The organism is Vibrio sp. 2CM40D (assembly GCF_023161825.1).
GTDB classification, from domain to species: Bacteria; Pseudomonadota; Gammaproteobacteria; order Enterobacterales; family Vibrionaceae; genus Vibrio; species Vibrio alginolyticus.
The window spans coordinates 205,748-224,872 of sequence record NZ_JALNTL010000003.1 but is presented as its reverse complement, the minus strand read 5'-3'; the positions used below and the strand labels follow the sequence as shown (position 1 = coordinate 224,872).

Sequence of the window (19,125 nt, the reverse complement as noted above, 5' to 3'; positions counted from 1 at the left end):
CGCTTTAATCATTAAGGTGGCATACCCTCAACGACTGCTGCATACCTGAAACATCATCACCTAAATACTCAACCGTCATTGGAACGTTGACCAACAGCGTAAAACTGGAGTCACTGAATCTTCCATCAGCATCACTCTCCAAATGAACAAAAAACGCAGGCTTATCCGCAATCAATGTAATTCGCCTCCCTTCAATAGAGACATCTATATTGGCTTTCGCTATCGGCAAGGTTTTTAGCTCGTGAGTACTAAACCATGTGTTGCTTATTCTGTCTTCACCGATTTGCGCTTCAACATAGAAGAAGCCTGACGTAAGTTCATCCTTCTCGATCAATTCATCCAACTGCCACAAAATCGTATTGCTGTCTGCTATGACTGTTTGTTCTAAGCTCCGACATTGCTTTTCTTCCCCTTGCCAATCTACCCACTTAAGCAGTGCGTTGACGCTTGCGGGCTCTTTTGCATCATTGAGCAAATGTAGGCTCAACTCGCCTGTATGCTCGGAAAATACCAAATACTGTGGCGCAAAAAAGCGTTTTGCATGGTAGTGCAACTGCTTCCATCTACCACTGTATTCCAAACTAGACCAAGAACTGACAGGCCAATTGTCGTTGAGTTGCCAGTACAGCATGCCGCGACAAACTGGAGAAATGGCACGCCAATGATCGCATGCAGTTTTGATCGCGATTGCCTGCTGAACTTGACTTAAATACAGCATACTCTCAAATCCAGAGGGAAAACGAAAATAGCGCGTGAACATCTCTGTGATAATACTATTACCTCGAGGGTTCTTCTGATGTTGTTCGAAAGTTGGGGATGTAATATTCCAGTCTTGCTCAGGGACAAACCGCTTAACTTCAGCAAAAGATGGCCAAGATTGAAAACCAAACTCAGAGCAAAAACGAGGATTCACGTCAAGGTAGGCACTGAATGATTTTCCTGAATGCCAAACGTCCCAAAAGTGCATATCGCCTTTACTATCATCATGCCACGCATCACCGAAATCCAGTTCACCATTACATGGGGAACTTGGCCAGAAACGGCGAGTGCTATCTTGCTCGGTAATCTCCTTCTCAATCATGCGGTTGAGGCGATCGTAGTTAACCGTGTATTTGACTTTGCTGCGCTTAGATTCGTCATACCAACCAATAGCTCCAATCACTTCATTGTCACCACACCAAAGTGCGATTGATGGGTGCTTCTTAAGCCTCGGGATTTGGAATCTAAGTTCTTCTTCTACGTCTTTTAAAAACTCGTCGTTTGATGGGTACAACGAGCAGGCGAACATCATGTCTTGCCACACCAACAAGCCAAGTTCATCACAAAGGTTATAAAAGGTTTCACTCTCGTACTGACCACCGCCCCATACGCGAATCATGTTCATGTTGGCGTCAACCGCACTTTGCAAAAGGTTGCGATAACGTGTTTCGTACTCTCGCCCCGGCATTGCGTCAATAGGGATCCAGTTGGCACCTTTAGCATTAATCGGTACGCCATTGACGATAAATTCCATTGCAGAGCCGTGCTCATCAGCTTGGTTATTTAGGGTTAACTGACGCAAACCAATGTTGTGCGTTAACTTTTGCTCTCTGCAAGAAATGGTAATGGGATAGAGATACGCTTCGCCATAACCCGATGGCCACCAGCGTTGAGGCTCCAAAATGTGGAACTGGCAATGATAGTGACCACTTCCTTTTGTTTGAATACATTGACGCTCACCATTAAATTCAACCATCATTTCATGGCGTTGACTGTCCGTTTCCACTTCAACTACTACATCAAGAAACACACTCCCATCGGCTTGCCATTGCTGCTCTGTCGAGAAGCCTTTGAGCCAAAGCTCATTCACAATGTCGATTTGAATGGGGTCGTAAATACCCGATACCATCAAGCAAATGCCCCAGTCCCATCCGGAATGGCATTGTGTTTTGCGGATCAAGTTCATGTGTGGAATTTGGTTGTTGCCCATTGCCGATGGAATAGGAAATGGCAGTTTTTTTGCTCTTGCGATACCTTCTAAATCCGCCCGAGCAAACTCAACCCGAATCGTGTTAGTACCTTGCTTTAAATGCGGTTTAATATCCACACGTTGCTGGGTAAACATGTTGCTGCAAGTTAGTGCTAGCTCACCATTAACATAGAAGGTTGCCAATGTATCGACACGAGTTAGCGTCATCCAAATTTGCTTGGCAGACAACGTAAACGCGTCGACGTCAAACTCACGTGAGATATGCCACTCACACTCTTCAATCCATCGAACTTTGTTTTCATTATCGGCAAAATAAGGATCTGGAATCTGCTCTGCTTGTAAAAGCGCCGACACATTATCGCTCGGAATAAACATTGGAATTTCAAGATTGGGGCGCTGTGGCGAGGTAAGCATCCACTGCCCGTTAAGTTCGAAGTGAGCCATCGAGTTAAACCTTAGCTTGGGAAAAACATGTTTTCTCAATGTAATCCTGATAAACCCATGCGAAAACAAGGGAAATGTTAATTACATACGAAATGCGGTGCATTTCACGTAAAAACTCTTTCTTTTGATCTCTACCCAAAAATCAGCAACTTGGCTAACCTGTTAAAAATTAATCGAAATCTAAGGTTATATTTGCAACTTCGACATGTTAACATCATCGGCTTTTTGAACATCCTCACACTTTTCGTTGAAACGATGTGAGGGGAAATGCACGGCTTCATAGCCCTAAAAAGCGAAGTAATTATGTCAAATATGACGAATGCCGCCTCCCACACAGCGCCTATTCAGGATGCTGACTATTCTGCTATTCATCCCCCATCTTTACTCAAGCGCCTCGAACTCACCAATCCTGTCTTTTGGTTAAGTGGTAGCTTCCTCACTCTATTCGTTTTACTTGCTCTAACGAATACCGACTCTCTAACCGCAATGGTTAACACCGGCTTCGGCTTTGCTACTAAATATTTCGGAGCTTACTGGCAAGTACTGCTTCTTCTGAATTTCCTAATTGGTTTGGCTCTTGCGTTTGGTCGCACTGGTTATGTGCGCCTAGGTGGTCTAGCGAAACCTGATATTGATAACTTTAAGTGGTTGTCAATCGTACTCTGTACTCTACTTGCAGGTGGTGGTGTGTTCTGGGCCGCAGCTGAGCCTATCGCGCACTTTGTGACTGCTCCGCCTCTATACGGGGAAGCCTCACCGAAAACTGCCGCAATCAATGCCCTATCTCAGTCTTTTATGCACTGGGGCTTCTTAGCTTGGGCGATCCTTGGTGGTCTATCTTCCATTGTCTTAATGCACTTGCATTACGATAAAGGCCTGCCTCTTAAGCCGCGTACTCTGCTTTACCCTGTGTTTGGTGATAAAGCCATTAAAGGCTGGATTGGTGATGTTGCTGACGCATGTAGCATCATTGCAGTAGCAGCAGGAACCATCGGTCCTATCGGCTTCTTAGGTTTACAAATTAGCTACGCGCTAAACTCATTGTTTGGCCTGCCAGATACGTTCGTAACGCAAAGTATGGTTATTATGGCGGCGATCCTGATGTATACCCTTTCCGCACTGAGCGGTTTGAGCAAGGGTATTCAAATCGTCAGTCGTTACAACATCATTTTGTCTGTACTATTAATTGGTTACATCCTGTTCTTCGGGCCGACAAGCTTTATCGTTGATGGCTACGTGCAAGGCGTTGGTCGTATGGTGGATAACTTCTTCCCTATGGCACTTTACCGTGGTGATACAGGCTGGCTAAGTTGGTGGACAGTATTCTTCTGGGGTTGGTTTATCGGTTATGGCCCAATGATGGCGATCTTTATTGCTCGTATCTCTCGTGGTCGTACAATTCGCCAATTAATCATGTCTATTAGCATCGCGGCACCGCTGATTACTTGCTTCTGGTTTAGTATCGTTGGTGGCAGTGGCCTTGCGTTTGAACTTGATAACCCTGGTTTGATTTCATCTGCGTTTGAAGGCTTTAACTTGCCTGCAGCACTGCTAGCGATTACTGGTGAATTACCTTACCCAATGATCATTTCGGTTCTGTTCCTGATCTTAACGACAACATTTATCGTGACGACGGGTGACTCGATGACTTACACAATCAGTGTAGTGATGACGGGCTCAACAGAACCAAACGCAGTGATTCGCTCGTTCTGGGGGCTGATTATGGGTATTGTCGCTATTGCGCTTATCTCAATGGGCTCTGGTGGTATTTCTGCATTGCAGTCTTTCATTGTAATTACTGCCGTACCTGTGTCTTTCATTTTGCTGCCAAGCATTTGGAAAGCACCCGGCATTGCAAGCAGAATGGCGAAAGAGCAAGGCCTCGTTTAAACCGCCTCTCTAACCAATATGCGAAAAAGAGCCCTTCATTGGGCTCTTTTTAATTCTGCGCTTTATCCTACGCTATCAATGCGAATCATCACTGCGTCTGGACGCCAATACTCGAATTCGCAGTCCATTAATTTGCCATCTTGTTTGTAGTTTACCCGCCGAATTTTCAGAACGGGTTGTCCTTCAGCTAGGTTCAACGCCTTAGCGACATGAGCAGGAGCTGACGTTGGAATCACATCAAAACGAGAGCGCTTTGTCTCGTAACCATACTTCTCACGATAAATGCCCGTCAGGGACATAGTGAGGTTCTCAGACAATATACCCTCAAACAGTGCCGCTTTGAGCACGTTCTCAACAAACAATACCGCTCGCCCATCAATAAAACGTAACCGTTCAATCACATAAATTGGGGTAATTCGCTCAACCTCTAACGATTTGGCATACTCACCTGCGGCCATTTCACTTCGCACGTTGAGTAGCTTAGTTTCTGCAATACGATGCTGCTCTCGAATCATCTGATGGAAGTGAGAACGAGACAACGGGTTGTAACAGATACGCTCAGGAGATACATACCAACCCCGGCGCTCTTCTCGATAAATAAGACCTTCAGTTTCTAAAGACACCAACGCATCTTTGATAGTGATTCGAGTCGTAGAAAACAGCTCACTGAGCTCTCTCTCTGACGGCAGTTTTTGTCCTTCCGACATGATGCCGGAAAGAATCTGCTGTTTTAAGCTGCTTCTAATTTTTCCTAATTGGGTACCAAATTGTCCGGTGCCTGTCGCTCTCATTCTGATCTAGTCCAACGATAATTTGACGAATAACATAAGGCGTTTACGTAACAAAAATATGACATTAATCAACAGAACACATACTGAACGTATGAAATATAAGTGCCATATAAAATCAGCAAAACTGTCAAATTACTTGCGCTAAATCGTCACATTCCATCCATAGCATACAAAGCGAACTTACTGACCTAGTCCAGAAGGATGGAGACAATGAAAACTTTGCTAAGTCGTTCAATTACCGCACCAGCGGCAATCATTGCGGTAACGCTCGCTACGCCAACAGTAGCGAAAGAAGCCGATATTGAATCTTTGGTAGCAGCAGCACAAAAAGAAGGGGCGGTTTACAGTGTGGGTATGCCTGACAGTTGGGCAAACTGGAAAGACACTTGGGCTGATTTAAAGTCAAATTACAACCTTAAGCACCAAGACACGGATATGAGCTCGGCTCAAGAAATCGCAAAATTCGAAGCTGAGAAGAAAAACGCGACCGCAGACATTGGTGACGTAGGCTTTGCCTTTGCACGTGTAGCGGTAAAAAAAGGCGTCACTCAGCCATATAAACCAACAACTTGGAATGACATCCCAGATTGGGCAAAAGACGAAGATGGTCATTGGGCACTTGCCTACACTGGCACTATTTCTTTTATCTCCAACAATAACCTCGTAAAAGACGCGCCAAAAACGTGGGATGACCTATTAAAAGGCGACTACAAAGTGACCGTAGGTGACGTAGGCGTAGCAGCACAGGCAAACAACGCGGTTCTCGCCGCAGCGTTCGCCAACGGTGGGGACGAATCCAACCTCAAGCCTGCGCTCAAATTCTTTTCTGAACTCGCGAAGCAAGGTCGTCTTTCATTTACCGATCCGAACATCGCCAACCTAGAAAAAGGCGAAGTTGAAGTGGCGATCATGTGGGACTTCAATGCATTGAACTACCGCGACAAAATTGACCGCGACCGCTTTACAGTGAGCATTCCTCAAGATGGCTCTGTGATTTCTGGTTATACAACCATAATCAATAAATACGCGAAGAACCCTAATGCAGCAAAGCTTGCTCGTGAATACATCTTCAGCGATCAAGGGCAAATCAACTTAGCAGAAGGTTATGCGCGTCCAATCCGCACCAACATCACACTGCCTCAAGCAGTGCAAGACAAGCTAATTGCTAATGACCAATACAGCAATGTTCACCCAGTGACTGACTTCTCAGCTTGGGAAAAGTCCGCACGTAAGCTGCCACGTCAATGGCAAGAAAGTGTCTTAATCCACCAGCAATAAGAGTAAGTCGTTATGAGCAATAAGGTCATCCTTGTTGTTCTAGATGGACTGAACTATCAGGTAGCCCGTGATTGCATGGGCTACCTCAATGGTCTTCTAGAACAAAGTCGTTCCCAACAAGAAACTCGCGCAACGCTTTATCCTGTGCAGTGTGAGCTGCCCTCTATGTCTCGCCCACTTTATGAGTGCATTTTAACGGGCGTTCGCCCTGTAGAAAGCGGCATCGTAAACAACAATATCGTTCGTCTATCCAAACACGATTCCATTTTCAGTTTGGCAAAAGCCCAAGGAAAAGTGACCGCTGCGGCTGCCTACCACTGGGTAAGTGAGCTTTATAATCGCGCGCCATTTGAACCTGTTCGCGATCGTTTCACGCATGATGAAACCCTGAATATCCAGCACGGCTGCTTTTACCATTGGGATCATTATCCTGATGAAGCCTTGTTCCTGGACGCAGAGTATTTACGCCGCAACTATCAACCTGATTTCTTACTGATCCATCCGATGAATATCGACGATACAGGACATAAGTTTGGCCTAGACTCTCGCCAATACCGCAATTGTGCGCGAGGTGCAGACATTATTCTTTCCAACTACATCGATCAATGGCTTGCTGATGGGTATCAAATCATTGTGACTAGCGATCATGGCATGAACAACGATCTTTCTCACGGTGGGATTTTACCTGAAGAGCGAGAAGTTCCCCTGTTTGTGATTGGTGATAAGTTTACCCATCAAGATTGTCATATTAAGCAAACTGATATTTGTGGCACCGTTTGTCAATTGCTAAACCTTGACCACACGAAGCCATACACTCAGGAATTGTTAGCACTATGAGCAGTTCAGTCCTCTCCCCAAGCTCCAGCGAATCACGCTCAAATTTGGCAAGTACTTGGTTAAAGCGCTTTAAGCCAGCCATTTGGTTGGTGCCTTTCGCACTGTTTTTCTATCTATTTCAACTCGCACCGATGATTTGGGTACTGTTAAACAGCTTTATCTACGATGGCGAGTTTGCCTTCGATAACTACATTGAAGTGCTCGACTCCACCTTTATGATGCAGGCGTTTGGCAACAGCTTGTGGATAGCTGTGTGGTCGAGCATTTTTGGCTTAGCCATTGCGACTCTGTTGGTCTCTTCTCTACGCAGAGTCGATTCTAAAGTCCGCGACGGTGTGATTGCGTTTACGAACATGAGCAGCAACTTTGCAGGCGTACCTCTGTCATTCGCTTTTATTATTATTTTGGGCACCAATGGGGCGATTACCCTTTTGCTCAAGCAGTATGGCTTACTCGGTGATTTCGACCTTTATGGTAAATGGGGCCTGCTGGCCATTTACATCTACTTCCAAATCCCGCTGGCGGTGTTGTTGCTCTACCCTGCGTTCGACGCGTTGAGTGATGATTGGCAAGCAGCTGCTGCGCTACTGGGAGCCAAAACATCACAGTATTGGGCGAAAATCGCTCTGCCAGTGCTCTCACCAGCCTTATTCGGTACCTTTATTATCTTAATAGCCAACGCAATTGGCGCTTATGCGAGTGTTTATGCGCTGACCTCCGGTAACTATAACGTCATCACAATTCGAATTGCGAGTCTGGTATCGGGAGACCTGTTCCTTGAACCTAATCTCGCCGCTGCAATTTCGGTGATTCTAATGGCGTTACTTGCCTTTATCACAGTGATTAACCAATGGCTCATTTCGAAAAGCTATGCAGGTAGGAAGTAGTCATGAACAACGTTAATACTCGATTCCATAAAACGGTGGTTTATTCCATTGTTGGGATCATGCTCATCCCGATTTTAGCGACCTTTGTCTATTCGCTTTCATCACGCTGGGGCGCCACGGTGCTTCCAGATGGTTTCACTTTTGATTGGTACGTTAAATTGCTGACCGACCCACGCTTTTTGCAAGCATTTGGGCGTTCGCTGTTTATTTGTATTGCTTCGCTAACCCTCAGTGTGATTCTAGTTCTGCCAGCGATATTCGTGGTGTTTTACTACTTTCCGAAGCTCGATAAGCTCATGAACGTATTGGTTTTGCTACCATTCGCTGTACCACCAGTGGTGTCCTCCGTCGGCTTGCTTCAACTTTATGCTGACAGTGAAATCTCCCTTATCGGTACTCCTTGGATTCTAGTAGGTACTTACTTCACCATCGCGTTACCGTTCATGTATCGTGCGATTTCTAATAGCTTCGAAGCAATTAACCTTAACGATTTAATGGACGCTGCACACTTGCTAGGAGCAAGCACAACCAAAGCGTTTTTGATGGTCATTTTACCTAACCTCAAAAAAGGACTGATGGCATCGCTTTTCCTTTCATTTTCATTTCTATTGGGAGAGTTTGTGTTCGCCAATATTTTAGTCGGCACACGTTATGAAACCCTGCAAATCTACTTGTATAACATGCGTCAGACGAGCGGCCACTTTACGTCTGCCTTAGTGATGACCTACTTCCTATTTATTTTTTTACTGACTTGGTTGGCAAGTCGTTTCAGCCGAGGAGTCAAACAATGAGCTACGTAACAGCGAAAAATCTGACTAAATGTTTTGGTGATAACACCGTATTTGAGGACATTCACTTTAACATCGAGCAAGGTGAATTCATTACGCTTTTGGGCCCTAGCGGTTGTGGTAAATCGACACTACTTCGCAGCCTTGCTGGGCTTAACCCTGTCGATGGAGGCGAGATTTGGGTAAACGGAGAAGATATCACGCATCAAGTCCCGCAAGAGCGTGGTATTGGGATGGTCTTTCAATCGTATGCGCTGTTTCCCAATATGACCGTCGAAGGCAACATTGCATTTGGCTTAAAAATGAAAAAGCTTGCGAATGATGATATTCGACGTGAAGTGGCTAAAGTCATCAAGCTGGTGGATCTGGCAGGTAAAGAAAAACACTATCCGCATCAACTTTCTGGCGGTCAGCGCCAGCGTGTCGCACTCGCTCGAGCGTTGGTGGTGAAACCTCGCATATTATTGCTTGATGAGCCACTTTCTGCGCTTGATGCCAAAATACGCAAACACCTTCGTCAGCAAATCCGAGACATTCAGAAAGAGATGAATCTCACCACTATCTTCGTAACTCATGACCAAGAAGAGGCGATGATTATGTCTGATCGTATCTTCCTAATGAGTAAAGGGGAAATTGTTCAAGCAGGAACACCTGAAGAAATTTATACTCATCCTGCTAACGAGTTTGTGGCCGGTTTCATGGGGCACTACAACCTTGTAGAGGCCAATAAAGCCAAGCAACTCTTCAACATTGATACCGAATGGAAAGTAGCGATTCGCCCAGAGTCTATATATGTAAAAGAGCAAGGTCGTCAATATGATAGCCACATCTCAGCGCCACAAGTAGGTACGATCACCAACCACCAGCTTCTAGGTAATGTTATTCGCTATCAAGTGAACGTTGAAGAGTGTGAGCTCACTGTTGACTTGCTTAACCGCTCTTCAGAACGCTTACTAGCGAATGGCAGCCAACTAGAGCTACTCTTTAACCTAAACGAAATTCAACCAGTGAGAGCCTAAACATGTCCAAACCTTTGTATGTTTTTGATATGGATGAAACCCTAATAAACGCTGACTGCGCAATGATTTGGAACGAGTTTATGGTTGATAGAGGCATCGCGACTGATCCTTTATTTATTATGGAAGATCAGCGTCTAATGGCCTTGTACTCTGAAGGCAAAATGGACATGGAAGATTACCTAGCGTTCTCCATGAAGCCACTAGAAAACATGCCGATTGAAGAAGTAAACGCCTTGGTTGAAGAATGTGTTGAAAGCCATATTCTGGCTAAACAGTTTCCTCAAGCCAAAACCCTGATTGAGCAACTGTCTCGTGATGGTATAGATATGGTTATCATCTCTGCCAGCGTCACTTTTTTGGTGGAAGCCGTTGGTCGCCGTCTTAATATTCCAACCGCACTCGGAATTGATTTAATCGAGAAAAACAACCGTTATACTGCTGAAATCGACGGTATTCCGAGTTATCGTGAAGGCAAAGTCACGCGATTAAAACAGTGGCTAGAAAATCAGCCTGAGCCTTATTCCGAAATCCATTTCTATACCGATTCAATCAACGATTTACCGCTTTGTGAATACGCGAACTACGCTTATCTGGTAAATCCATGCCCACAACTAAAAGAACACGCCAACAGACCGAATTGGAGTGTGTTAAGTTGGGGGTGATCTAGCCTCAAAAGGCCGTTCTTCCTAAGTAAATACTTTTCTATTTGTTCAAAGAGCAGTTCTTTCTGCTCTTTTTTACTTCTCTTCATCACAAATTAATCACTTGATTAAATACTGATTAATTTTTCACATGTCGCATGAGAAATCAGCGTCTTATAATTAATCAAATGTTTAATATTTTGAGAGAAGATTGTGACGGAAGCGCATCGAAGGGCGGGAAGACCCACAGATAATATCGACGCACGGGAAAAACTGATTTTCCACGCGCGCGAACTCTTCACCATTATGGCTTATGACAAGGTCTCTACTCGCCTAGTCGCGCAGAAAGCAGGCGTGAACGTGGCGATGATTCGTTACTACTTTGGCAACAAAGAAGGCTTGTTCGAGACCATGTTGCGCGAAACACTGTCACCGATGCAAAAGCAGATGCAGACGTTGGTATCCAACAGTAACGAGCAAAACTTTCTCGATCTAATGCGCACCTACTACCGCGAAATGATCAAGGTACCACAGTTCCCACGCTTAGTTGCCCAAGTTATGAATATGCCCCCATCGGAAACCCAACGCAAACTGCTCGAAAAAGTCTTCGCAGATATCAGCAAGCCAATGCAAGGCGTGATCTTTGATAAGTTGATCGACAGTGGCGTTTTACGAAAAGACGCCGACCCTCAACTTTGTCGCGTCTCTTACATCAGCTTGATGGTGTTTCCTTTTATGGCACCACCAGCACTGCTCGCCATTCATGGCATTGAACTTTCTGAAGCCTTCTTGAACCGATTATTCGAACACAACATACAACTGATGAAACATGGATTTTTAGACTCGGGCGACCAATATGAAGATAAATAAAAAGCTGCTGTTCTTTCCTGCTCTTGCGGTGGGGGTCGTCATTCTGTTTTTGGCGATTAGCCTCAAACCAGATTTGCCCGTAAAACCCGCTGGAGATCGTGCACGGTTGGTCGAGACGATTCCACTTGAGCTCAAAGCCATTGCTCCAGTAGCCATAGGGTTTGGCAAGATCGCCCCAAAAGTGGAATGGAAAGCGATAGCCGAAGTGACGGGGAAAGTGGTCTACCGCCATCCGCAGCTGGAAAAAGGACAAGTGTTGCAAGCAGGGACAGAAATCTTGCGAATCGACCCACTCGATTACGAACTGAAACTGGTTCAAGCTCAAGCCGATCTCAAATCTGCTCAAACCTCTCTGGCTAAGCTGAACCAAGAAGAAGCGAATCTCAAAAGCACACTCAAGATAGAAGCCAACCGTCTGGTTATCGCCAACAAAGAGTTAGACCGTAAACAAAACCTACGTAAGAAAGGCTTAACCTCGCAATCGGATGTAGATCAGCAAGAGCAAAGCGCGCTCTCTCAACGTAAGTTAGTACTGGATATTGAAAATCAAATTGGTTTGATGCCGGATGAGAAACGAGTCGCGGAAGCCCTAGTTAAAGTTAATGCATCAAAAGTGGATGAGGCCGAACGCTCGCTTGATAAAACCATCATCACGCTTCCTTACGATTTGCGTATTGCTGACGTAGAAATTGAGAAAAAGCAAGTGGTTAACCTCCAACAAACCATGGTGACAGGACATGGTATTGATGTCATGGAAGTGGAAGCTCAACTGTCCATTCATGACATGCAAACTTTGGCGGCGAGCATCGGTGAGTTTGTTCGTGATGAATCTGGTATTCCACAACCTGATATGAATGCGATTCATGCCAACATTGAACTCAGCAGCGGTAACCTCTCTGCAAGCTGGCCTGCGAAAGTTGCACGCATCAGTGAAACGGTTGATCCAAGCCAAGCGACTGCCGGTGTGATTCTGGAAATTGAACAAGACTACCGTGCATTAAACCCAACGTCTGCGCCTCCATTGGTGAACGGCATGTTTGTGCGTGCCTTGATTGAGGGACAAGAGAACCCGAGTTGGGTCATCCCAGAGCGTGCGCTTCATGGCGATAAGATTTACCTGATGGGCGATGACAATCGTCTGCAAGTCGTGACGGTTGAAGTGTTATATCGCCGCAATAACCAAGTGGTGATCGATGGTGAACTAGAGCAAGGTCAGAAGCTGATCATCAACGATTTGCTGCCCGCAATTAACGGCATGCTATTGAAAGAGTCACCTGAACAGTCAGAAACGGCTATTGAGGAGTCTGATTCATGATCCGATTCTTCGCCAAGCACCCAACGGCAGCTAACTTGCTGATGCTAACGCTGCTTATATTGGGTATCTCTTCACTTTCCACGATTAAGCGGGAAACCTTTCCTGAGTTTGATCCGCCCTACATCCTAGCTGGTGTAGTCTACCCAGGAGCTTCCCCGCAAGAAGTCGAAGAGAGTATCTGTGTCCGAATGGAAGATGCTGTTGATGGCCTTGCTAACATTGAAGAAACGCAATGTGAAGCGATTGAAGGCTCTGCGCGTCTTATCTTAAAACTGAATGAAGAAGCCGACATCGGCCGCATGCTGGTTGATGTTCAAACCCAGATCAACTCGATTAATGACTTCCCACAAGAAATTGAGTCTCCTGTGGTCCAAGAGCTAGATTGGAATGAGCCAGTTGTGGATATCGCGATCACTGCAGACACCACATGGCCAGAGCTAAAAGCCTATGCAGAACAACTTAAACGCACATTAAAGCTCGATTATGATGTGTCTTTGGTTGAAGTTGCAGGCTTCTCTGACCACCAATACCGAGTAGAGTTAGACACTCAAGCCATTCGACAGCTTGGCTTAAGTGTTGGCGATATTGCTGAGCAGATTGGTCGTCAGAACGTCAAGTTGCCAAGTGGTAATGTCGAAACGCCAGATAAGAACTTTCTGATCCGCTTTGACGAACGACGCGTGACGCCAGAAGAGCTTGAGACTATCGTCGTGGGCTCTGGTCCAAATGGGTCAATCATCCGTCTAAGAGACATTGCGACGATTACCGACCGATTTGAATTGGACGAACAGAAAGTCCTCTTTGATGGTCACCCTTCTGCCCTACTAAAAGTCAGCAAAAACAAAGAAGACGATGCACTGCGCATTAAAGAACGTGTTGCTCAATTTGTCGAAGAACAACAAGCCATCGCGCCAGACGGTGTGATGCTACAAATGACCAATGACCTTTCATCCGTGCTTTGGGATCGCCTGACCATGATGGTCAAAAACGGTTGGCAAGGTATCATTCTGGTCTTCGCCACCATGTGGTTGTTCTTTAGTTTTCGCTACTCTTTTTGGGTCGCAGCTGGTTTACCTGTTGCCTTCTTAGGTGGGTTATTTTTGATGGCGCAACTTGGCCTGTCCATCAACATCATGTCTTTGGTCGGGTTACTCATGGCCATCGGTATCATGATGGATGACGCCATCGTTATTGCCGAATCGATTGCCGCTCACCTAGACCGAGGAGAAGAGATCGATGATGCCGTAACTAAAGGAGTGAAAAAGGTACTGCCGGGGGTGATCTCTTCCTTTTTAACTACGGTGTGTATTTTCGGTAGCTTGTTATTTTTGCAAGGTGAAATGGGTGCGGTACTTAAAGCGGTTCCTCAAGTTCTGATCCTCGTACTGAGTTTAAGTTTGGTGGAAGCCTTCTTGATTCTACCTAACCACCTTTCTCACTCACTACACAAACAAAAGCAAGAGCGAAAAACACCGAAGTTCAAACAAAAGCTGCTCGCTTCTTTTGAAAACTTTCGCAACACCACCTTGGTCAACGCAGTGGATAAAGTGGTCGAGTATCGCTATGCCTTTATGGGTGGTGTGGTTGCCTTGCTTCTTATCTCCGCAGCCACGTTAGTAGGTGGTTTACTCAAGTTTCAACCCTTCCCTGAACTGGATGGCGACATTGCAGAAGCGCGCATTATTCTTCCTCCGGGTTCTTCTCTGTCTCAAACGGAAGCCGTCGTCGATAAGATCGTCGCTTCCGCTCAAAAGCTAGATAAAGAATGGACAGAGAAAGTGGAAGACGGCAATCCATTGGTTCTACACATCACCAGTCAATTCAACGCTAACGCCGATGCGAATGAATCTGGCCCTCATATTGCCACGGTGCGTCTGGATTTGCTGGGTGCAGAGAGTCGTAACACACTCATCGATGAATTTATCGATGCATGGCGCGAAGACATCGGTGAACTTGCCGATCCTATCTCGCTGGTATTTAAACAACCGACCATGGGGCCGGGTGGACGAGCGATTGAAATTCGAGCGAAGCATGATGATCTGGATGCGCTCAAAGCGGCCTCTATCGACATTCAGCAATACTTGAATGAGTTTGACGGTGTCCATGGCGTGTTGGATGACATGCGTATGGGTAAAGAAGAAGTTTTGGTTAAACTGCGTCCGGGGGCAGAAGCTTATGGGGTTAACGGCCAACTCATCGCCAATCAGTTACGTGCGGCTTTCTTTGGCCAAACCGCAGACGAAATCCAAGTTGGGGTAGAAAACATTTCCATCGAAGTTCGCCTCGATAAAGCACAAGCTGGTGACTTACAGCAATTGGCAAACTTCCCAATTATCTTGTCCGATGGCAGTCAAATCCCACTCGCGACCATTGCGACTTTGGATTTCCAACGTAATTACGTAAGAATCCAGCGCATTGATGGCTTGCGCACAGTGAGTGTATTCGGCGATATCGACAATACGAAAGCCAACTCAACCGCCATTATTCGTCAGTTCCAACAAGATGAAGCGCCAAAGCTTATGCAAAAGTATCCTGGTCTTCGCTTTGATTTTGAAGGCGAAGCCAAAGATACCGCTGAAACTGGCGCATCAATGGGTAAAGGCTTCTTGCTTGGTTTGTTTGGCGTGTTTGCGATTCTGAGTTACCAATTCCGCAGTTATTTGGAACCATTCGTGGTCATGCTTGCGATTCCACTCGCCTTTATTGGCGTGGTATGGGGACACATCCTACTCGGTCACTCATTAAGTATGCCGAGTATGATGGGCTTTGTCTCACTAGCGGGGATTGTGGTGAATGACTCGATTCTGTTAGTTCAGTACATACGCCATCATGTCGATGAAGGGGATAATGTGCACGACTCAGTAGTCAAAGCCAGTCGGGAACGCTTTAGAGCAGTATTCCTGACATCAATGACCACTGCAGCAGGTTTGCTTCCGTTACTGACTGAAACCAGTTTGCAAGCACAGGTTATCCAACCACTGGTTATCTCCATCGTGTTTGGTATTTTCGCATCCACTCTGCTGGTGTTGTTTATGATCCCTGCTGCGTATGCCATTTTAGCTGACTTCGGCCTAGTCCATAAGCACGAAGAAATCTAAAACAACTGATAAGTAAACTTATCAAAATGAACAAGAGCGGCTTAGGTCGCTTTTTGTTCAATACCAATGCGTTAAAAAACACACAATCACTTAACAAGCAGAGGGTTATTGTGTCTCATTAAGTGTAAATATGAACAGTTAAGGATTAAGTATGTTGAGTTTTATATAACCAAATCAAATAACCAACACAAGATTTATAATATGTTTTATTGTCAAAAACGGCATTTCACAGAGTAAAAATACACGCAGGCAACACATTCACAATTTAAACTCACGATAATGAAAACATTGATTGAAGAATTAACATTTTAACAATCATTACAACAATGTTAACTTTAGCCTCGTTGGTCGCGCTGGTGGTAAGCCTCTCACCAAGCCTATTGTCAGTTTTATATGGACGTTCGACCACCTCCAAAATGAATAGACACCCAATTTGGTGCCCTTTTTTCGCCCGTGAAGGTATTCTTCGCGGGCTTTTTTCTTTAAGTTAAGTATGAACGCTCTGGATCAACTTTTTTTGCCAACCTTTCGGATTTGGAGGTAGTATGCGAATCAATAAGCGGAGACAGTGCTAGCAACTCTAAAACGTTTTTTTCAAAAATTTCATCCGCGTGTCTTACCCAATCTAAAAACTTTTTTTGAGCAAACATAGGTTCGATTTCATATAAAAATTCAATACTAAAGTAAAACTCATTTTTGATAGGCAAATTGTACACTCTTCGATAGTCTTTTTTATACTCCAAATTTCCTTCTACATATTTTGAAAATGTATTTTCACCAATCTTGATATCTTGGCATTTGATTGGAGGATAACCACGAAGAAACTCTCCTACAAGGAACTCTTCTTTCGCTCTCTTTTTTTCTTCGTTTATCGGGTCTGTTCCCCAACGATGATTTGCGTACGCAATGGCATCATTCATCAACTCTGTATGATCACCTTTTCGAGAGCCGTCAGGTGACTCTACAGCATGATAAAAATCCACGTACTCTTTCTCTATAAGTGAAGATAGTTGATTAGCACTAGTAATACATTTATCTGCAGACTTAATCCTTAACCTAATATATAAACCACCTTGTTTATTGATTGGTAATAGTGGATTGATTATTTTCTTTTGAAAAGAAAAATAAATCGTGGCCAATTTTATACACTTTTCATGTCGCTCTACTTTTGAATCAATATTGAACCGTTGTAATTCAATAAAATCTTGGTATACATGACCTTCATATATATTGTTCGGGCATTCAAATGATAGTACTAAGTCATCTATCTGGAATACATTATGTAACAAGTGTGCAAAATCTGGTTTCCCTCTAAAACCATCTTTAAAGATCTTGATAAAATCCATATTTCTATCTCTTGTTATTTAAATATTTATTGATATTTGTGGTAAGCTCTATACTAAATCCATTGGCTTTATATGCACCATGAGCACAAGGGTAAATAGACATCCAATTAGATTCATTTTTCTCTCATGGCTACATACTTTGCTAGCTTTTCTTGACACTGACGCTGTGTTACTCTGCCTTAGTTTCTTCGTTCAATCCCTTTACTGCTTTGGCTGTATACGAGTCGATGAGCGGAGACAAGTCCAGTAATTCCAATACTTTTTTTTCAAAAGTTTCATCAGCACTTCTCACCCAATCTAAAAACTTTTGCTTGGCAAACATCGATTCGTACTTATACCAAAACTCGATGCTCAGGTAGAATTCATTTTTTATGGGTACATTGTATACTCTTCTTAATTCAATCTTATAATTAAGATTACCTTCTGAGTATTTTGAGTATTTGTTTTTTCCAACTTCAACTAGCTCACACTTTATTGGTGGATAACCACTTAAGAAACCTCTAATTAAATATTCTTCTTTTTCTCTTTTTCGGTCTTCACTTTCTGGAATTTCTCCCCATTGTTTATTCGCACGCTTAGTCAATTCTTTCATCAAGTCTGTATGATACCCCCTCATAGAGCCTTCACTTTGCTCCGGGGCATGATAAAAATCATAATACTCTCTCTCTAAAAATGAAGACAATTGACTAATATTATTAATATCTTCTCCAGCAGATTTAACCCGTAACCTAATATATAATCCACCTTGTTTGTTAATAGGAAGCAAAGGGTTTAATATTTTCTTCTGAAACAAAAAATATACCGTAGCTAACTTTACAAACCTTTCATGCCTCTCTACTTTTGATTCAACATCGAACCGTTCTAAATTAACAAGATCCTGGTATACATGTCCTTCATATATGTTGTTCGGACACTCAAATGACAGCACTAAGTCATCTATCTGGAACGCATTATGTAATAAATTAGAGAAATCCGGCTTTCCTCTAAAACCATCTTTACACATTTTAATAAAACTCATATGTCTATCTCTTATTCTTCAAATATGCATCAATACCTTTAAACGAGAGCCTGCAATATGAGTTCTAATTCAAGTAAAGGTAAGCCACATACTAAGGTATTATGAAGGTCAAAAAGGAGATCGGATCTTTTCTAAATTTTAAATATCTAACATCACCTCCACTTTACTGAAATCTACACTTTTGAAAGTTACATCCGCTCCATCCAGCAATAGCTCATCAAACACGCCAACTATTGATAATAAGCTTGAGGATCTGATCTCCACCCATGAAATGAGAAACAAAAAAGCCAGCCTTAAAAGGCTGGCAAGTAGAGCAACAAGGTCAGTGCTTACTGCTAACTAACACCGAACTCGTATTGGATTCATTTTCGTCTGTTAGTCTCTTTTAGCGGCGTTTATGACTTGCTTGCTTTCTCTTTGTGGCACGTTACCTTTACTAACTGTTCTTGCTCATCTTTAATGTTTTTCACGATACGCTCATCACGTGCGTGAATGGCATCCATGTTCATTTGCTGAATATCTGCTATAGCTTCATGTTTCATCTCAGAAAAGTCCTGACGTAAATCTGAGCTCCACTCCTCTTTGTCTAAAGTGTTAGCAGCAGCGATTGGTGATGACATTACAGCAATAAGACTTAGAGTAGATAGAAATACGCTTTTCATAATAAGCTCCTTGAGGATTAGCAGTTAATTTTAATTACAATTTATATATTGCACATACGATGCCAACTTTTATTTTGTTATTTTTCAATAACTTAAATCATGAGCCATATTCAGCGTTATCTTCGTCTGGTAAATTTCGCTAACCAAGTGTCAAATTAACCATGCGAATTCAATACATTAAAAACATACATATTATAAATGCTTTGTCAGGCAGTTTTCTCATCAGATAATTACGTAACTGCCCACTAAAAAATCGCTTTGAATCAAAATGC

General features: G+C 43.8%; 15 protein-coding genes. 10 read left to right on the top strand and 5 right to left on the bottom strand.

The genetic code is table 11. The features are described 5' to 3' along the window. Positions 1–4: 4 nt before the first annotated feature. Positions 5–2,413 carry a glycoside hydrolase family 2 protein gene (locus MTF70_RS07630; RefSeq protein WP_205461096.1) on the bottom strand — a complete coding sequence of 803 codons (2,409 nt, stop codon included), beginning with the start codon at positions 2,411–2,413 and terminating at the stop codon, positions 5–7. 303 nt (positions 2,414–2,716) lie between these two features. Here MTF70_RS07630 and MTF70_RS07625 point away from each other — a divergent pair, with 303 nt between their 5' ends. Beyond that, positions 2,717–4,303: a BCCT family transporter gene (locus MTF70_RS07625; protein WP_005373846.1), complete on the top strand. Its 1,587-nt coding sequence runs from the start codon at positions 2,717–2,719 to the stop codon at positions 4,301–4,303. Between the two features lie 62 nt (positions 4,304–4,365). On the opposite strand, the gene MTF70_RS07620 is transcribed toward MTF70_RS07625, so the two are convergent. Next, on the bottom strand, positions 4,366–5,094 hold the full coding sequence (locus tag MTF70_RS07620; RefSeq protein WP_085569182.1) for a UTRA domain-containing protein: 729 nt from the start codon (positions 5,092–5,094) through the stop codon (positions 4,366–4,368). A gap of 210 nt (positions 5,095–5,304) precedes the next feature. On the opposite strand from MTF70_RS07620, the gene MTF70_RS07615 reads away from it, so the two are divergent. The 9 genes from MTF70_RS07615 to MTF70_RS07575 all read left to right on the top strand — a co-directional run bounded on the left by MTF70_RS07615 (position 5,305) and on the right by MTF70_RS07575 (position 15,827). Continuing rightward, the gene (locus MTF70_RS07615) at positions 5,305–6,372 is read left to right on the top strand and encodes an ABC transporter substrate-binding protein (RefSeq protein WP_005373851.1); all 1,068 of its coding nucleotides are present in this window, start codon (positions 5,305–5,307) and stop codon (positions 6,370–6,372) included. Positions 6,373–6,384: 12 nt separating this feature from the next. Continuing rightward, positions 6,385–7,209 (top strand): alkaline phosphatase family protein, encoded by an 825-nt coding sequence (locus MTF70_RS07610; protein WP_005373854.1) that lies wholly within the window; start codon positions 6,385–6,387, stop codon positions 7,207–7,209. Further along, positions 7,206–8,096, top strand: coding sequence for an ABC transporter permease subunit (locus MTF70_RS07605; protein WP_085569183.1), 891 nt, complete (start codon positions 7,206–7,208; stop codon positions 8,094–8,096). Before MTF70_RS07610 ends, MTF70_RS07605 begins: the two co-directional genes overlap by 4 nt. A 2-nt stretch (positions 8,097–8,098) precedes the next feature. Next, entirely contained in the window at positions 8,099–8,887 is a 789-nt protein-coding gene (locus MTF70_RS07600; RefSeq protein WP_086047537.1) for an ABC transporter permease, read from the top strand. Then, positions 8,884–9,903 carry an ABC transporter ATP-binding protein gene (locus MTF70_RS07595; RefSeq protein ID WP_085569185.1) on the top strand — a complete coding sequence of 340 codons (1,020 nt, stop codon included), beginning with the start codon at positions 8,884–8,886 and terminating at the stop codon, positions 9,901–9,903. Before MTF70_RS07600 ends, MTF70_RS07595 begins: the two co-directional genes overlap by 4 nt. A gap of 2 nt (positions 9,904–9,905) precedes the next feature. Continuing rightward, positions 9,906–10,565 carry an HAD family hydrolase gene (locus MTF70_RS07590; protein ID WP_005373864.1) on the top strand — a complete coding sequence of 220 codons (660 nt, stop codon included), beginning with the start codon at positions 9,906–9,908 and terminating at the stop codon, positions 10,563–10,565. 192 nt (positions 10,566–10,757) lie between these two features. Continuing rightward, a complete protein-coding gene (locus MTF70_RS07585) occupies positions 10,758–11,414 on the top strand; it encodes a TetR/AcrR family transcriptional regulator (protein WP_021707693.1) in 657 nt (218 codons plus the stop codon). Next, positions 11,401–12,729, top strand: a complete 1,329-nt coding sequence (locus MTF70_RS07580; RefSeq protein WP_042523281.1) for an acriflavin resistance protein — start codon at positions 11,401–11,403, stop codon at positions 12,727–12,729. Before MTF70_RS07585 ends, MTF70_RS07580 begins: the two co-directional genes overlap by 14 nt. Beyond that, positions 12,726–15,827: an efflux RND transporter permease subunit gene (locus tag MTF70_RS07575; protein ID WP_149192153.1), complete on the top strand. Its 3,102-nt coding sequence runs from the start codon at positions 12,726–12,728 to the stop codon at positions 15,825–15,827. The genes MTF70_RS07580 and MTF70_RS07575 overlap by 4 nt, the downstream gene beginning before the upstream one ends. A 482-nt stretch (positions 15,828–16,309) precedes the next feature. Here MTF70_RS07575 and MTF70_RS07570 read toward each other — a convergent pair whose 3' ends face one another. From MTF70_RS07570 to MTF70_RS07560, 3 genes are all read right to left on the bottom strand, one after another. Then, positions 16,310–17,173 carry a hypothetical protein gene (locus MTF70_RS07570; RefSeq protein ID WP_042523285.1) on the bottom strand — a complete coding sequence of 288 codons (864 nt, stop codon included), beginning with the start codon at positions 17,171–17,173 and terminating at the stop codon, positions 16,310–16,312. Between the two features lie 169 nt (positions 17,174–17,342). After that, positions 17,343–18,191 carry a DNAase gene (locus tag MTF70_RS07565; RefSeq protein WP_169628775.1) on the bottom strand — a complete coding sequence of 283 codons (849 nt, stop codon included), beginning with the start codon at positions 18,189–18,191 and terminating at the stop codon, positions 17,343–17,345. 395 nt (positions 18,192–18,586) lie between these two features. Beyond that, complete coding sequence (locus MTF70_RS07560) at positions 18,587–18,853, bottom strand: hypothetical protein (RefSeq protein WP_005373876.1); 267 nt, start codon at positions 18,851–18,853, stop codon at positions 18,587–18,589. Positions 18,854–19,125: the final 272 nt, after the last annotated feature.

What these genes read in the sequence shown, in the direction of transcription:
- MTF70_RS07560 (WP_005373876.1), bottom strand. Translation starts at nt 18,853, where the DNA reads ATGAAAAGCGTATTTCTATCTACTCTAAGTCTTATTGCTGTAATGTCA.
- MTF70_RS07610 (WP_005373854.1), top strand. Translation starts at nt 6,385, where the DNA reads ATGAGCAATAAGGTCATCCTTGTTGTTCTAGATGGACTGAACTATCAG.
- MTF70_RS07590 (WP_005373864.1), top strand. Translation starts at nt 9,906, where the DNA reads ATGTCCAAACCTTTGTATGTTTTTGATATGGATGAAACCCTAATAAAC.
- MTF70_RS07595 (WP_085569185.1), top strand. Translation starts at nt 8,884, where the DNA reads ATGAGCTACGTAACAGCGAAAAATCTGACTAAATGTTTTGGTGATAAC.
- MTF70_RS07570 (WP_042523285.1), bottom strand. Translation starts at nt 17,173, where the DNA reads ATGGATTTTATCAAGATCTTTAAAGATGGTTTTAGAGGGAAACCAGAT.
- MTF70_RS07565 (WP_169628775.1), bottom strand. Translation starts at nt 18,191, where the DNA reads ATGAGTTTTATTAAAATGTGTAAAGATGGTTTTAGAGGAAAGCCGGAT.
- MTF70_RS07620 (WP_085569182.1), bottom strand. Translation starts at nt 5,094, where the DNA reads ATGAGAGCGACAGGCACCGGACAATTTGGTACCCAATTAGGAAAAATT.
- MTF70_RS07600 (WP_086047537.1), top strand. Translation starts at nt 8,099, where the DNA reads ATGAACAACGTTAATACTCGATTCCATAAAACGGTGGTTTATTCCATT.
- MTF70_RS07625 (WP_005373846.1), top strand. Translation starts at nt 2,717, where the DNA reads ATGTCAAATATGACGAATGCCGCCTCCCACACAGCGCCTATTCAGGAT.
- MTF70_RS07575 (WP_149192153.1), top strand. Translation starts at nt 12,726, where the DNA reads ATGATCCGATTCTTCGCCAAGCACCCAACGGCAGCTAACTTGCTGATG.
- MTF70_RS07615 (WP_005373851.1), top strand. Translation starts at nt 5,305, where the DNA reads ATGAAAACTTTGCTAAGTCGTTCAATTACCGCACCAGCGGCAATCATT.
- MTF70_RS07630 (WP_205461096.1), bottom strand. Translation starts at nt 2,413, where the DNA reads ATGGCTCACTTCGAACTTAACGGGCAGTGGATGCTTACCTCGCCACAG.
- MTF70_RS07605 (WP_085569183.1), top strand. Translation starts at nt 7,206, where the DNA reads ATGAGCAGTTCAGTCCTCTCCCCAAGCTCCAGCGAATCACGCTCAAAT.
- MTF70_RS07580 (WP_042523281.1), top strand. Translation starts at nt 11,401, where the DNA reads ATGAAGATAAATAAAAAGCTGCTGTTCTTTCCTGCTCTTGCGGTGGGG.